We start from the raw sequence: 14,059 nt of genomic DNA, 5'->3' as shown, positions 1-14,059 counted from the left end.
CTGCAACGAACATGCCCAGCCTCGACGGGTAGCAACCATTCATCCCCCCCGGTTGAAATCCTTCCCCCCTCCCCCCATATGACTCTCCATCAGGCATTTTCGCCCCGCTGCGTGGAGACTCTCCCTTGACTACCATCGTTTCTGTCCGCCGTAACGGCAAAGTCGTCATGGGCGGCGACGGCCAGGTTTCCCTCGGCAACACCGTGATGAAAGGCAACGCCAAGAAAGTCCGGCGCCTGTACAACGGCCAGGTCATCGCCGGTTTCGCCGGAGCCACCGCCGACGCCTTCACCCTGTTCGAGCACTTCGAGGCCCAACTGCAGAAACACTCCGGGCACCTGGTGCGCGCCGCCGTCGAGCTGGCCAAGGAATGGCGTACCGACCGTTCCCTGAGCCGCCTGGAAGCGATGCTGGCGGTGGCCAACAAGGACGCGTCCCTGATCATCACCGGCAACGGCGACGTGGTCGAGCCTGAGGATGGCCTGATCGCCATGGGCTCCGGTGGTGCCTATGCCCAGGCCGCGGCCCGCGCCCTGCTGAACAAGACCGACCTCTCGGCCCGTGAAATCGCCGAGACCGCCCTGAACATCGCCGGCGACATCTGCGTGTTCACCAACCACAACCTGACCATCGAGGAGCAGGACCTGGCCGAGTAATCAGCTGTTCTGGCGCCTCACCCCGGCGGTGAGGCCTTCCCACGCTGAATCACTCTGCTCGAGGACCACATTGATCATGTCCATGACCCCCCGCGAGATCGTCCACGAACTCAACCGTCACATCATCGGCCAGGACGACGCCAAGCGCGCCGTGGCCATCGCCCTGCGCAACCGCTGGCGGCGCATGCAGCTGCCGGCCGAGCTGCGTGCCGAGGTGACCCCGAAGAACATCCTGATGATCGGCCCCACCGGCGTCGGCAAGACCGAAATCGCCCGGCGCCTGGCCAAGCTGGCCAACGCACCGTTCATCAAGGTCGAAGCGACCAAGTTCACCGAAGTCGGCTATGTCGGCCGTGATGTCGAATCGATCATCCGCGACCTGGCCGACGCCGCGCTGAAGATGCTGCGCGAGCAGGAGATCGTGCGCGTGCGCCATCGCGCCGAGGACGCCGCCGAAGACCGCATCCTCGATGCCCTGCTGCCGCAGGCGCGGGTCAGCAGCTTCAGCGAGGAAGCCCAGCAGTCGAGCAGCGACTCCAACACCCGCCAGCTGTTCCGCAAGCGCCTGCGCGAAGGCCAGCTGGACGACAAGGAAATCGAGATCGAAGTCGCCGATGCCGTGGGCGTCGAGATCGCCGCGCCGCCCGGCATGGAAGAGATGACCAACCAGCTGCAGAGCCTGTTCGCCAACATGGGCAAGGGCAAGCGCAAGGCGCGCAAGCTGAAGGTCAAGGATGCCCTGAAGATGGTCCGCGACGAAGAAGCCAGCCGCCTGGTCAACGACGAAGACCTCAAGGCCAAGGCCCTGGAAGCGGTCGAGCAGCACGGCATCGTGTTCATCGACGAGATCGACAAGGTGGCCAAGCGCGGCAACGTCGGCGGCGCCGATGTCTCCCGTGAAGGCGTACAGCGCGACCTGCTGCCGCTGATCGAAGGCTGCACCGTCAATACCAAGCTGGGCATGGTCAAGACCGACCATATCCTGTTCATCGCCTCCGGCGCGTTCCACCTGAGCAAGCCGAGCGACCTGGTGCCCGAGCTGCAAGGCCGCCTGCCGATCCGTGTCGAGCTCAAGGCCCTGACCCCGGAAGACTTCGAGCGCATCCTCAAGGAGCCGCACGCCTCGCTGACCGAACAGTACCGCGAGCTGCTCAAGACCGAAGGCCTGCACATCGAGTTCGCCGACGAGGGCCTCAAGCGCCTGGCCGAGATCGCCTATCAGGTCAACGAGAAAACCGAGAACATCGGTGCCCGTCGCCTGCACACCCTGCTCGAGCGCCTGCTCGAAGAGGTGTCGTTCAGCGCCGGCGACCTGGCCAGCGCCCACGAAGAAACGCCGATCAACATCGACGCGGCCTACGTGAACAGCCACCTGGGCGAGCTGGCGCAAAACGAAGACCTGTCGCGTTACATCCTGTAAGACCGCCGGGGGCCGCTTTGCGGCCCTTTCGCGATACAGAGGAGCGCGCTTCCCTGTAGGAGCGGCCTTGTGTCGCGAAAGGGCTGCACAGCAGCCCCCTTGCACAATGCCTGGAATCACTCGAAGCTTGCAGCTTGAAGCCAAAGAGAGATTCGCCCATGGCCCGCCTGCCCACCGCCATCAACCTGCACAAAGCCTCCAAGACCCTCACCCTCAGCTACGCCCCCGGCGAGGTCTACCACCTGCCCGCCGAATTCCTGCGCGTGCACTCCCCGTCCGCCGAGGTCCAGGGCCACGGCAACCCGATCCTGCAGTTCGGCAAGATCAACGTCGGCCTGAGCGGCCTGGAGCCGGCCGGTCAGTACGCACTGAAACTGACCTTCGACGACGGCCATGACTCAGGATTGTTCACCTGGGAGTACCTCGAGCAACTGTGCCTGCGCCAGGAACAGCTGTGGGCCGAATACCTTGATGAACTGCACAAGGCCGGCAAATCCCGCGACCCATCCGAATCCGTGGTTAAACTCATGCTCTAGCGCAAGGCCGCCAGGCTTTAGAGCGCATTTTCTAATCTCATCTGCTTGAATGCCTCAATGGCAGCCAATGACTGGCTGTCTTGCGCATTACACGAAAGTCGGGTAACCAATGGGGCTGGCAAGTTCCCTGCATTGTGTTCCACGCAGGCAGGGCCAGGCCGGTATGTACAGGTCGCGAGCGAAAGCAGGTTGTCTTCATACGCACCAACCCCCGCAGCTCATCAGCGCCACGCATCCGGTCGCAGCACCGCTGTTCCTTATCACTGGTCACCCGAGTAGCAGTACCGGGCTGTCACAGCACGCCGGTACTCGTCTCAGGACAACGGAGCGTCGTAGATGAGTAACAAGAACAACGATGAGTTGCAGCGGCAGGCCTCGGAAAACACCCTGGGGCTCAATCCGGTCATCGGCATTCGCCGCAAGGACCTGCTGACCTCGGCGCGCACGGTGCTGCGCCAGGCCGTTCGCCAGCCGTTGCACAGCGCCCGCCACGTGGCGCATTTCGGCCTGGAACTGAAAAACGTGCTGCTGGGCAAGTCGGCCCTGCAACCGGAGGGCGACGACCGTCGCTTCAGCGACCCGGCCTGGAGCCAGAACCCCCTGTATCGCCGCTACCTGCAGACCTACCTGGCCTGGCGCAAGGAGCTCAACGACTGGATCGGCAGCAGCGACCTGTCGGCGCAGGACATCAGCCGCGGCCAGTTCGTCATCAACCTGCTGACCGAGGCCATGGCGCCCACCAACACCCTGTCCAACCCCGCGGCGATCAAGCGCTTCTTCGAAACCGGCGGCAAGAGCCTGCTCGATGGCCTGTCCCACCTGGCCAAGGACATGGTCAACAATGGCGGCATGCCCAGCCAGGTCAACATGGAAGCCTTCGAAGTGGGCAAGAACCTGGGCACCAGTGAAGGCTCGGTGGTGTACCGCAACGATGTGCTGGAACTGATCCAGTACAAGCCCATCACCGAGCAGGTGCACAGCCGCCCGCTGCTGGTGGTGCCGCCGCAGATCAACAAGTTCTACGTCTTCGACCTGAGCCCGGAGAAGAGCCTGGCACGCTTCTGCCTGCGTTCGCAGCAACAGACCTTCATCATCAGCTGGCGCAACCCGACCAAGGCCCAGCGCGAGTGGGGCCTGTCCACCTACATCGATGCCCTCAAGGAAGCGGTCGACGCGGTGCTGGCGATCACCGGCAGCAAGGACCTGAACATGCTCGGCGCCTGCTCCGGCGGCATCACCTGCACCGCGCTGGTGGGCCATTACGCCGCGCTGGGCGAGAAAAAGGTCAACGCCCTGACCCTGCTGGTCAGCGTGCTCGACACCACGGTCGACACCCAGGTGGCGCTGTTCGTCGACGAGCAGACCCTCGAGGCGGCCAAGCGCCACTCCTACCAGGCCGGGGTGCTCGAAGGCAGCGACATGGCCAAGGTGTTCGCCTGGATGCGCCCCAACGACCTGATCTGGAACTACTGGGTCAACAACTACCTGCTGGGCAACGAGCCGCCGGTGTTCGACATCCTGTTCTGGAACAACGACACCACCCGCCTGCCGGCCGCCTTCCATGGCGACCTGATCGAGATGTTCAAGAACAACCCGCTGACCCGCTCGCAGGCCCTGGAGGTATGCGGCACCGCCATCGACCTGAAACAGGTCGACTGCGATATCTACAGCGTCGCCGGCACGGCCGACCACATCACCCCGTGGCAGTCGTGCTACCGCTCGGCGCACCTGTTCGGCGGCAAGATCGAGTTCGTGCTGTCCAACAGCGGGCACATCCAGAGCATCCTCAACCCACCTGGCAACCCCAAGGCGCGCTTCATGACCGGCGAGGACCGCCCCGACGACCCGCTGGCCTGGCAGGAGAACGCGGTCAAGCACGCCGATTCCTGGTGGCTGCACTGGCAAGCCTGGCTGGGCGAGCGCGCTGGCGAGCTGAAGAAGGCGCCGGTACGGCTGGGCAATCGCGCCTATGGCGCAGGCGAAGCCGCACCCGGCACCTACGTCCACGAACGTTGAGCTGAACCGCCGCGCAGCCTACCGGCCCCGCGCGGCGCTACTTTCACCCCAGAGTCACGCGCATGCCGGAACCGTACATTTTCAGGACCGTCGAGCTGGACCAGCAGTCCATCCGCACTGCGGTCCGCCCGGGCAAGCCACACCTGACGCCGCTGCTGATCTTCAACGGCATCGGCGCCAACCTCGAACTGGTGTTCCCGTTCATTGAGGCCCTGGACCCGGACCTGGAGGTCATCGCCTTCGACGTGCCCGGGGTCGGCGGCTCGTCCACGCCGCGCCACCCCTACCGCTTTGCTGGCCTGGCCAAGCTGACCGCGCGCATGCTCGACTACCTGGACTACGGCCAGGTCAATGTCATCGGTGTGTCCTGGGGCGGCGCCCTGGCCCAGCAGTTCGCCCACGACTACCCCGAGCGCTGCAAGAAGCTGGTGCTGGCCGCCACCGCCGCCGGCGCGGTGATGGTGCCGGGCAAACCCAAGGTGCTGTGGATGATGGCCAGCCCTCGGCGCTATATCCAGCCGTCCCACGTGATCCGCATCGCCCCGCTGATCTACGGCGGTGGCTTTCGCCGCGACCCTGACCTGGCCATGCACCATGCCTCGAAGGTGCGCTCCGGCGGCAAGCTGGGCTACTACTGGCAACTGTTCGCCGGCCTGGGCTGGACCAGCATCCATTGGCTGCACAAGATCCACCAGCCGACCCTGGTGCTGGCCGGCGACGACGATCCGCTGATCCCGCTGATCAACATGCGCCTGCTGGCCTGGCGAATTCCCAATGCCCAGCTACACATAATCGACGACGGCCACCTGTTCCTGATCACCCGGGCCGAGGCCGTCGCCCCGATCATCATGAAGTTCCTCCAGCAGGAGCGCCAACGCGCGGTCATGCACCCAAGGCCCGCTGCGGGCACCTGAGGCGCTGGCGTGGGGCCGGCTTGCCCCGTGATCGGCCCGATTGCTAAACGATGGAGTGTTGGCATGAAAGACAAACCGGTGCCCGCCACCAGCATGAACGTGCAGAACGCCATCACCGGCCTGCGCGGTCGTGACCTGATCTCGACCCTGCGCCAGGTCGGCCGGATCAGCCTGCGCAACCCGCTGCACACCGCGCATCACCTGCTGAGCCTGGGCGGCCAGTTGGGCCGGGTGCTGATTGGCGACTCCTCGCTGCAGCCGCATCCGCGGGACAGCCGCTTCAGCGACCCGACCTGGCACCACAACCCGCTCTACCGCCGTGGCCTGCAAGCCTACCTGGCCTGGCAGCGGCAGACCCGCCAGTGGATCGAGGAAAGCAGCCTGGGCGACGACGACCGCGCCCGCGCGCAGTTTCTGTTCAACCTGCTCAGCGATGCCGTGTCGCCCAGCAACTCGCTGCTCAACCCGCTGGCGATCAAGGAGCTGTTCAACAGCGGCGGGCAGAGCCTGCTGCGCGGCGCCAGCCATCTGCTCGACGACTTGCGCCACAACGACGGCCTGCCGCGCCAGGTGGACGAGCGCGCCTTCGAGGTTGGCGGCAACCTGGCCGCCAGCCCCGGCGCGGTGGTGTTTCGCAACGAGTTGCTGGAGCTGATCCAGTACAAGCCCATGAGCGAGAAGCAATACGCCCGCCCGCTGCTGGTGGTGCCGCCACAGATCAACAAGTTCTACATCTTCGACCTCGGCCCGACCAACAGCTTTGTCCAGTACATGCTCAAGCAGGGCTTGCAGGTGTTCATGGTCAGCTGGCGCAACCCCGACCCGCGCCACCGCGAATGGGGGCTGTCGAGCTATGTACAGGCCCTGGAAGAGGCGCTCAACGCCTGTCGCAGCATCAGCGCCAGTCGCGACCCCAACCTGATGGGCGCCTGTGCGGGTGGCTTGACCATGGCCGCGCTGCAAGGCCACTTGCAGGCGAAGAAGCAACTGCGCAAGGTGCGCAGCGCCACCTACCTGGTGAGCTTGCTCGACAGCCAGTTCGACAGCCCCGCCAGCCTGTTCGCCGACGAGCAGACCATCGAGGCGGCCAAGCGCCGCTCCTACCAGCGCGGCGTGCTGGACGGCGGCGAGGTGGCACGGATCTTTGCCTGGATGCGGCCCAACGACCTGATCTGGAACTACTGGGTCAACAACTACCTGATGGGCAAGACCCCACCGGCCTTCGACATCCTCTACTGGAACGCCGACAACACCCGCCTGCCGGCGGCCTTGCACGGCGACCTGCTGGACTTCTTCAAGCTCAACCCGCTGACTTTCCCAGCCGGGCTCGAGGTGTGCGGCACGCCGATCGACCTCAAGCAGGTCGCCCTGGACAGCTTCACCGTGGCCGGCAGCAACGACCATATCACCCCGTGGGACGCGGTATACCGCTCGGCCCTGCTGCTGGGCGGCGAGCGCCGCTTCATCCTGGCCAACAGCGGGCATATCCAGAGCATCATCAACCCGCCCGGCAACCCCAAGGCCTACTACCTGCACAACCCCAAGCTCTCCAGCGACCCGCGCGCCTGGTTCCACGACGCCGAGCGCCGCGACGGCAGCTGGTGGCCGCTGTGGCTGGAGTGGATCAGCCAGCGCTCCGGCACGCTCAAGGCGCCACGCCCCGAGTTGGGCAACGCCACCTATCCACCGCTGGGCCCCGCGCCAGGCACCTACGTACTGGCCCGCTGACCGGATGAAGACCCGCGACCGTATCCTCGAATGTGCCTTGCAACTGTTCAATCGCCAGGGCGAGCCGAATGTGTCGACCCTGGAGATCGCCAATGAACTGGGCATAAGCCCCGGCAACCTGTACTACCACTTCCACGGCAAGGAGCCGCTGGTGATCGGCCTGTTCGAACGCTTCGAGGAGCAGTTGATGCCGCTGCTCGATCCGCCGCTGGACGTGCGCCTGGACGCCGAGGACTACTGGCTGTTCCTGCACCTGATCGTCGAGCGCATGGCGCAGTACCGCTTCCTGTTCCAGGACCTGTCCAACCTCACCGGGCGCCTGCCCAAGCTGGCCCGCGGCATGCGCAGCCTGATCAACGCGCTCAAGCGCACCCTCGCCGCGCTGCTGGCCAGCCTCAAGGGCCAGGGCCAGGTGACCAGCGAGACCCAGGCGCTGGGGCAGTTGGTGGAACAGATCACCCTGACCCTGATGTGCTCGCTGGATTACCAGCGGGTGCTGGGCCGCGAGGGTGACGTGGGGGTGGTGGTGTACCAGGTGATGATGCTGGTGGCGCCGCACCTGCACGCTCCGGCGCGCAAGGCCGCGGAGCAACTGGCCATGCGCTACCTGGAGGCGTAGCAGGCAGCCTTCGCGGCGCCTGGTTCGCCAGCAAGGCTGGCAGGTCGCAGACCGCGTAGGAGCCGGCTTGCCGGCGAACACCGGCATAGCCGGTGCCATCCACCGCGGCGTCTGGTTCGCCAGCAAGGCTGGCTCCTACAAGGCCGAGTGCCAGATCAGGCGCTGCCAATCACCGCGGCGCCATGCGGCCATCACAGGCTGAACCGACCCACCATCGCGCGCAGTTGCTGCCCCAACTGCTCCAGCTCGCCACTGGACACCGCTGTCTGCTCACTGGCCACGCTGGTTCGATCGGACACATCGCGCACATTGATCACGCTGCGGTTGATCTGCTCGGCCACCACGCTCTGTTGCTCGCTGGCCGTGGCGATCTGTTGGTTCATGCCCTGGATGGTCGACACCGTCGCGGTGATCTGCCCCAGCGCGTCGCCGGCCTTGCGGCTGAGCTCGACGCTCTTGCTGGTGAGGTCCTTGCTGTTGTCGAGCAAGCGGGTCACCTCGTCGGTACCGCGATGCAGGTTGTCGATCAGTTGCTCGATTTCCTCGGTCGACTGCTGCGTACGCTGGGCCAGCCCGCGCACCTCGTCGGCGACCACGGCGAAGCCCCGCCCGGCCTCACCGGCCCGCGCCGCCTCGATGGCGGCGTTGAGCGCCAGCAGGTTGGTCTGCTCCGATACCGACTTGATCACATCGAGGATCGAGCCGATCCGCTGGCTCTCGCCCGACAGATGGCCCATCGCGTCGCGGCAATGGTCCATCTGCCCGGCCAGTTGCTCGATGCGCGAGATAGCCTCGGCCACCACCTGGTCGCCCAACTGCGCCTGGCTGTCGGCGGTGGTGGCGGCCATCGACGCCTGCTCGGCATTTTGCGCCACCTCCTGCACCGTGGCGCTCATCTGGTTCATCGCCGTGGCCACCTGGTCGGTTTCTTCACGCTGCTGGTTGATCCGCTCGCGGGTGTCGACGCTGGACGTGGCCAGCTCCGCGGCGGCCCGGGACAGGTGGCCGACGCCCTGGTCGATGCCGCCGAGCAGCTCGCGCAGGCTCAAGGTCATTTCCCGCATGCTGGTCTGCAATTGGCCCATCTCGTCACGACGCGCGACCGTGTCCACCTGGCTGAGGTCGCCGCGGGCGATGCGCGAAGCCTGGGCCAAGGTCTGGTGCAAGGGCCGGGTGATCTGCCCGGTGATCAGCCAGGCGGCCAACACGCCCACCAGCAAGGCCAGTACCGCCACGCTGGTGAGCAACGAGCGGGCGGCCAGGGCTTCACTGTCACGCTGCTCGACCTTGCGCTGCCCCAACTCGATACTGACGGCGCGCAATTCCTCGCCCATCTTCTCCATGTTGTCCTGCAACTGCTCGACTTGCAGCGCGGCGCCCCGGTAGCGCTGCAGGTTATCGCGGTAACGGGCCAGTTCCGCCCCCGGGCGCTCCATCAGCGTACGCGCAAGGCCCAGCGGCGCCACGCCTCTGAGCAGTTGTTCCAGGCTGGTGTCGGCGGCGTCCAGCGCAGCATCGCCAACCGTGGCGAAACTGTCGCGGGGAGAAAAGGTATACGCCGGCACCTGGCTCTGCTGGTTGGCGCTTTCGACATGCCGGCTGAGGTTGTCCATGAGCCCGACCACGCTGCCTTGCTGACCGTCGCCGGGCATTTTCAGCAGGGCCTGGGTTTGCAGTTCGTCGATGACCTTTTCCAGCGTGCCGGCCTGTTCCAGCATCGCCGTGCGCAGGCCCTGACGGCTGTCGACTGCCCGCTGCAAGGCGGCGAAGTCCTCTTGCAGGCGCTGCAGCAATTGCAGCTTCTGGGTCAGCATCTCGCGCGATTCCTCGACATGGGAGCGTTGCTGCAAGGTGGTCATGCGGCTTTGCAACTGGTCGAGGATACGGGTGATGCGGGTGCGACTGGTGTCGTCGTTGAGCACGCGGTAGGTGATGCGTTCGGCGCGCAGGTCCTTGGTCAGGTCGTTGATCGCGCCGATTTCACTGAGCTGCTCCGAGCGGCCGATGGCACCGTCCAGCGCGCGCCAGCCGCTGACCGTGGTGGCCAGGGTCAGCAGCAATACCACGGCAAAACCGAGGGCGAGCTTGTGCCCGACCTTCAGGTTGCCGAGCTTGCGGTCGAGGTAAGCGAACATGACAGGTCTCCGTCCAGGTGAGAGAAGGCCATAGCGGCACTTTGCCGCTATGGTCATCGCTCATCGGCAGAGAAGCTGCCGGACGGGGCCTGTAATTCAGGTAGGAAGAGTCGTTGTGGGATGAAGGAAAATTCCTGCAGCCCACAACGCCGCGGTTTACAGGCGGAAGCGCCCGACCAAGCCTTGCAAGTGTGTGCCCAGGCGCGCGAGCTCGACGCTGGAGCTGGCGGTTTCCTCGCTGGCCGCCGAGGTCTGGTCGGAGATATCGCGCACGTTCATCACGCTGCGGTTGATCTCCTCGGCCACCGCGCTCTGCTGCTCGGCGGCGGTGGCGATCTGCTGGTTCATCGCCTGGATCGACGACACGGTGTGGGTGATGGTGGCCAGCGAACCGCCGGCGCGGCGGGTCAGTTCGACGCTGCTGTCGGTCAGCGCGCGGCTGCTGTCCATGACGTTGGCCACCCGCTCGGTGCCGCTTTGCAGGCCGGCGATCAGTTCCTCGATTTCCTCGGTGGACTGCTGGGTGCGCTGGGCCAGGCTGCGCACCTCGTCGGCGACCACGGCGAAGCCGCGCCCGGCCTCGCCGGCCCGGGCCGCCTCGATGGCGGCGTTCAGTGCCAGCAGGTTGGTCTGCTGGGCCACCGCCTTGATCACGTCGAGCACACTGCCGATCTTGTCGCTTTCAGCCTTGAGCTGGTTCATCGCCTCGCTGGAGTTCACCACTTCGCTGGCCAAGCGCTCGATCTGGGCGATGGCCTGGCCGACCACCTTGTCGCCCTCACGGGCCTGCTGGTCAGCCGCCAGCGCCGCCTCCGAGGCTTGCTCGGCATTGCGCGCCACTTCCTGCACGGTGGCAGCCATCTCGTTCATGGCGGTGGCCACCTGGTCGGTCTCGACCTTCTGGTTGTTGACCCCGGCGCTGGTCTGCTCGGTCACCGCCGACAGCTCCTCGGCCGCGCTGGCAATCTGCGTGACACCATCGCCGATGCCGCCGATCAGCTCGCGCAGGCTCTGGGCCATGCGTTGCATGCTCGCCTGCAACTGGCCCAGCTCGTCGCGGCGCTCGGCCTTGAGGTCCAGGCGCAAGTCGCCGCCAGCCACGCGCTCGGCGGCGGCGAGGGTCTGGCGCAACGGCACGATGATCTGCCGGGTGATGGCGAAGGCGGCCAGCACGCCGAGCAGCAGCGCCAGGGCGGTGGCACCGGCGAGCAGGGTCTTGGCTTGCTGGGTGCCCTGGTCGCGAACCTGGGTCTGCGACGCGCTCATTTGCAGGCTGGTGTCCAGCAACACGGTGCCCTGGGCGCCCATCGTGGCCAGGGCCTGCTCGCTGGCGGTCTGCGCGGTGCCAACCTGAAGTACCGCGTCACGGTAGGCGGCCAGGGCGCCAGCGGCATCGTCGAGGCTGGCGGCATATTCGGCGGGGAGCCTGGCGGGCAGCGCCTTGAGCACGGTCAGCGCCTGGTCGATGGCTTGCAACGCGGTCTGCTGGAACTCGGCCTTGCCGCTGTAGGTGTAGCCACGCACCTGGAAGCGTGCCTGCTGCAACTGCGCGCTGACTTCGACGGCAGGCTGGTATTGGCCGATATCGCCGGCCTGCAGCAGGCGCTGCTGAACCTTGCCGATCAACTCGGCGGCCTTGTCGGCGCTGTCGCCGAGCACCTGGCGGCTGGCATTGCGGCGCTGGTCGGCCTGCTTGAGGTCGTTGAACGCCTGCTGGTACTGGCGCACGGCATCGCGCTGCTGCTCGAGGCGCTGGCGGTCGGCCGGCAGCTCGATCTGGCCAAGCATGAACTGCACCTGGCGCTCGAGGTTGGCCAGGGCCTTCTCCAACTCGCTGACGCCAGCCTGGTCGCGGTTACGCTCGTAGTGCTGGCGGGCGATGCGCAGGTCCTGGGTGTACTGGTGGATCACCGAGATGTTGCCGAGCTTGTCGCCACGGCTGGTCACGCTGTCCAGGCCCAGCCAGCCGGTGAAGGTGATGGCAAGGGTGAGCAGCAGGACCAGGCCGAAACCTACCCCCAGCTTGCGGTTGACGCTTATATTTCCCAGAGACTGGGCGAACCAACGGTACATAGACGACTCCCCGACGCGTGGCAGTGCAGATTATTGTTTTCTTGCACAGGCCATCGGCGCACGTCGGGGAAACTTGATGGGAAAAAAGCTGACCCGTCCGTCAGAAAATTCGCGAAAGCAAGGCGGTCACCGCCGTTTCCACTCGCAGGATTCGCTCGCCTAGCTGCACCGGCGCCAGCCCGGCCTTGCCCAGCAGGTCGACTTCATAGGGGATCCAGCCACCCTCCGGGCCGATGGCCAGGGTCACCGCTTGCGCCACGGCGCGCGGGCACGCCGGGTAAGGCCCCGGGTGGCCGACCAGGCCAAGGGTGCCGGCGGCGATGGCGGGCAGGCGGTCCTCGACGAACGGCTTGAAGCGCTTCTCGATGATCACCTCAGGCAGCACCGTGTCACGCGCCTGCTCAAGGCCAAGGATCAGGTTTTCGCGGATGCTCTCGGGGTTGAGGAACGGCGTCTGCCAGAAGCTCTTTTCCACCTTGTAGCTGTTGACCAGGATCAGCCGCGGCACGCCCAGGGTGGCGACCGTCTGAAACAGCCGGCGCAGCATTTTCGGCCGCGGCACGGCCAGTACCAGGGTCAGCGGCAGCTTGGCCGGTGGCGCCTGGTCGAAGGCCACCTGCAATTCGGCTTCATGGCCTTCCAGGCGCACCACCTCGGCCTTGCCCATCAACCCGCCGATGCGCCCTACGCGCAGGCTGTCGCCCACCGCCACGCGGTGGATCTCCTGCATGTGGGTGAAGCGCCGATCAGCCAGGACGACGCGGTCGGCCGCGACGAAGTCGGCCTCTTCGAGGAGCAACAGGTTCACGATAGGGTCGCTGGCGGCTGGTCGTCATGATCGTTGCCGGCTTGCTCGGGCGCGTGGCTGCGCTTGCGAATCAGGCTACCGCACAGCACGCCGACCTCGAACAGCATCCACATTGGCACCGCCAGCAGGGTCTGCGAGAAGATATCCGGCGGCGTGAGGATCATGCCGACCACGAAGCAGCCGATAATCACGTACGGGCGGATCTTCTTCAGGTACTGCACATCGACCACGCCGATCCACACCAGCAGCACCACCGCCACCGGGATCTCGAAGGCGACCCCGAAGGCGAAGAACAGGGTCATGACGAAGTCCAGGTAGCTGGCGATGTCGGTCATCATCGACACGCCCTCGGGGGTGGCACTGGCGAAGAAGCCGAAGATCAGCGGGAACACCAGGAAGTAGGCGAAGGCCATGCCGGCGTAGAACAGGAAGATGCTCGACACCAGCAATGGAATGGCGATGCGTTTTTCGTGGCGGTACAGGCCCGGGGCGATGAAACCCCAGATCTGCTGGAGGATGAACGGGATCGCCAGGAACAGCGAGACGATCATGGTCAACTTGAACGGCGTCAGGAACGGCGAGGCCACGTCGGTGGCGATCATCGTCGCATTGGCCGGCAAGTGCGCGCGCAGCGGCGCCGAGACCAGGGTGTAGATCTGCTGGGCGAAGGAGAACAGCCCGGCGAAGATCAGGAAAATGGCGGCGACACAACGCAGCAGGCGGGTGCGCAGTTCGGTCAGGTGCGAGACCAGCGGCATCGGCTGGTCATGTTCCGGATTCTCGCTCATGGGGCTCGCGGCGGTGGTGGCGGTTCGGAGGGTGGCGCTGCGGCGGGCTGCGCGGGGGCGGCCTGGGCGGCAGGCGTGGCGGGCGTCTCGGTGCTGGCCGGGGGCTGAGCGGGCGGCGCCAGAGGGTTGAGGATGCGCTTGGCCTCCTGTTCCATCTGCAGGATATGCTCGTTATGCAGCTGGCGGCGGATGTCGTCGGCGCCGATCTCGCGCTCGACCTCCATCTTGATCGCATTGAAGCTGCGCTTGAGGCGGCCGATCCACAGCCCGGCGGTGCGCGCGGCCCCCGGCAGGCGCTCGGGGCCGAGCACCAGCAGGGCGACCAGGCCGACCAGCAGCAGCTCGCTGAAACTGATGCCGAACATG

The 14,059-nt window shown here is 65.9% G+C and carries 11 protein-coding genes and 3 pseudogenes; 7 read left to right on the top strand and 7 right to left on the bottom strand.

Annotated elements, in window-relative coordinates:
- The first annotated feature begins 125 nt into the window (after positions 1-125).
- The 7 genes from hslV (at position 126) to KSS95_RS04995 (ending at position 7,889) form a co-directional block, all read left to right on the top strand.
- Positions 126-656 carry an ATP-dependent protease subunit HslV gene (hslV, locus tag KSS95_RS05025; protein WP_217852175.1) on the top strand — a complete coding sequence of 177 codons (531 nt, stop codon included), beginning with the start codon at positions 126-128 and terminating at the stop codon, positions 654-656.
- Between the two features lie 76 nt (positions 657-732).
- On the top strand, positions 733-2,076 hold the full coding sequence (gene hslU, locus KSS95_RS05020; RefSeq protein WP_217852173.1) for an ATP-dependent protease ATPase subunit HslU: 1,344 nt from the start codon (positions 733-735) through the stop codon (positions 2,074-2,076).
- A gap of 158 nt (positions 2,077-2,234) precedes the next feature.
- Entirely contained in the window at positions 2,235-2,612 is a 378-nt protein-coding gene (locus KSS95_RS05015; RefSeq protein WP_217852172.1) for a gamma-butyrobetaine hydroxylase family protein, read from the top strand.
- A gap of 336 nt (positions 2,613-2,948) precedes the next feature.
- The gene (phaC, locus tag KSS95_RS05010) at positions 2,949-4,628 is read left to right on the top strand and encodes a class II poly(R)-hydroxyalkanoic acid synthase (RefSeq protein WP_217852171.1); all 1,680 of its coding nucleotides are present in this window, start codon (positions 2,949-2,951) and stop codon (positions 4,626-4,628) included.
- A gap of 62 nt (positions 4,629-4,690) precedes the next feature.
- Positions 4,691-5,542 carry a poly(3-hydroxyalkanoate) depolymerase gene (phaZ, locus tag KSS95_RS05005; protein ID WP_217852169.1) on the top strand — a complete coding sequence of 284 codons (852 nt, stop codon included), beginning with the start codon at positions 4,691-4,693 and terminating at the stop codon, positions 5,540-5,542.
- 63 nt (positions 5,543-5,605) lie between these two features.
- Complete coding sequence (gene phaC, locus KSS95_RS05000; protein WP_217852167.1) at positions 5,606-7,270, top strand: class II poly(R)-hydroxyalkanoic acid synthase; 1,665 nt, start codon at positions 5,606-5,608, stop codon at positions 7,268-7,270.
- Between the two features lie 4 nt (positions 7,271-7,274).
- Positions 7,275-7,889, top strand: coding sequence for a TetR/AcrR family transcriptional regulator (locus KSS95_RS04995; RefSeq protein WP_217852165.1), 615 nt, complete (start codon positions 7,275-7,277; stop codon positions 7,887-7,889).
- Positions 7,890-8,214: 325 nt separating this feature from the next.
- Here the strand turns inward: KSS95_RS04995 and KSS95_RS24770 are convergent.
- From KSS95_RS24770 to tatB, 7 genes and pseudogenes are all read right to left on the bottom strand, one after another.
- Positions 8,215-8,944, bottom strand: a pseudogene (locus KSS95_RS24770) (methyl-accepting chemotaxis protein); the annotation flags it as partial.
- Positions 8,936-10,024: pseudogene (locus KSS95_RS24765) on the bottom strand (methyl-accepting chemotaxis protein); the annotation flags it as partial. The pseudogenes KSS95_RS24765 and KSS95_RS24770, both read right to left, overlap by 9 nt.
- 156 nt (positions 10,025-10,180) lie before the next feature.
- Positions 10,181-10,894: a methyl-accepting chemotaxis protein gene (locus KSS95_RS24760; RefSeq protein ID WP_437179600.1), complete on the bottom strand. Its 714-nt coding sequence runs from the start codon at positions 10,892-10,894 to the stop codon at positions 10,181-10,183.
- Positions 10,895-11,035: 141 nt separating this feature from the next.
- Positions 11,036-12,097, bottom strand: a pseudogene (locus tag KSS95_RS24755) (methyl-accepting chemotaxis protein); the annotation flags it as partial.
- 100 nt (positions 12,098-12,197) lie between these two features.
- Entirely contained in the window at positions 12,198-12,905 is a 708-nt protein-coding gene (locus KSS95_RS04980; RefSeq protein WP_217852160.1) for a 16S rRNA (uracil(1498)-N(3))-methyltransferase, read from the bottom strand.
- Positions 12,902-13,693 (bottom strand): twin-arginine translocase subunit TatC, encoded by a 792-nt coding sequence (gene tatC / locus KSS95_RS04975; RefSeq protein WP_217852158.1) that lies wholly within the window; start codon positions 13,691-13,693, stop codon positions 12,902-12,904. Before tatC ends, KSS95_RS04980 begins: the two co-directional genes overlap by 4 nt.
- Positions 13,690-14,058: a Sec-independent protein translocase protein TatB gene (gene tatB / locus KSS95_RS04970; protein ID WP_217852156.1), complete on the bottom strand. Its 369-nt coding sequence runs from the start codon at positions 14,056-14,058 to the stop codon at positions 13,690-13,692. Before tatB ends, tatC begins: the two co-directional genes overlap by 4 nt.
- Position 14,059 lies beyond the last annotated feature (1 nt).

It is taken from the genome of Pseudomonas muyukensis (assembly GCF_019139535.1).
In the GTDB taxonomy this organism is placed as follows: domain Bacteria; phylum Pseudomonadota; class Gammaproteobacteria; order Pseudomonadales; family Pseudomonadaceae; genus Aquipseudomonas; species Aquipseudomonas muyukensis.
This window is presented reverse-complemented; position numbering and strand designations above follow the sequence as displayed.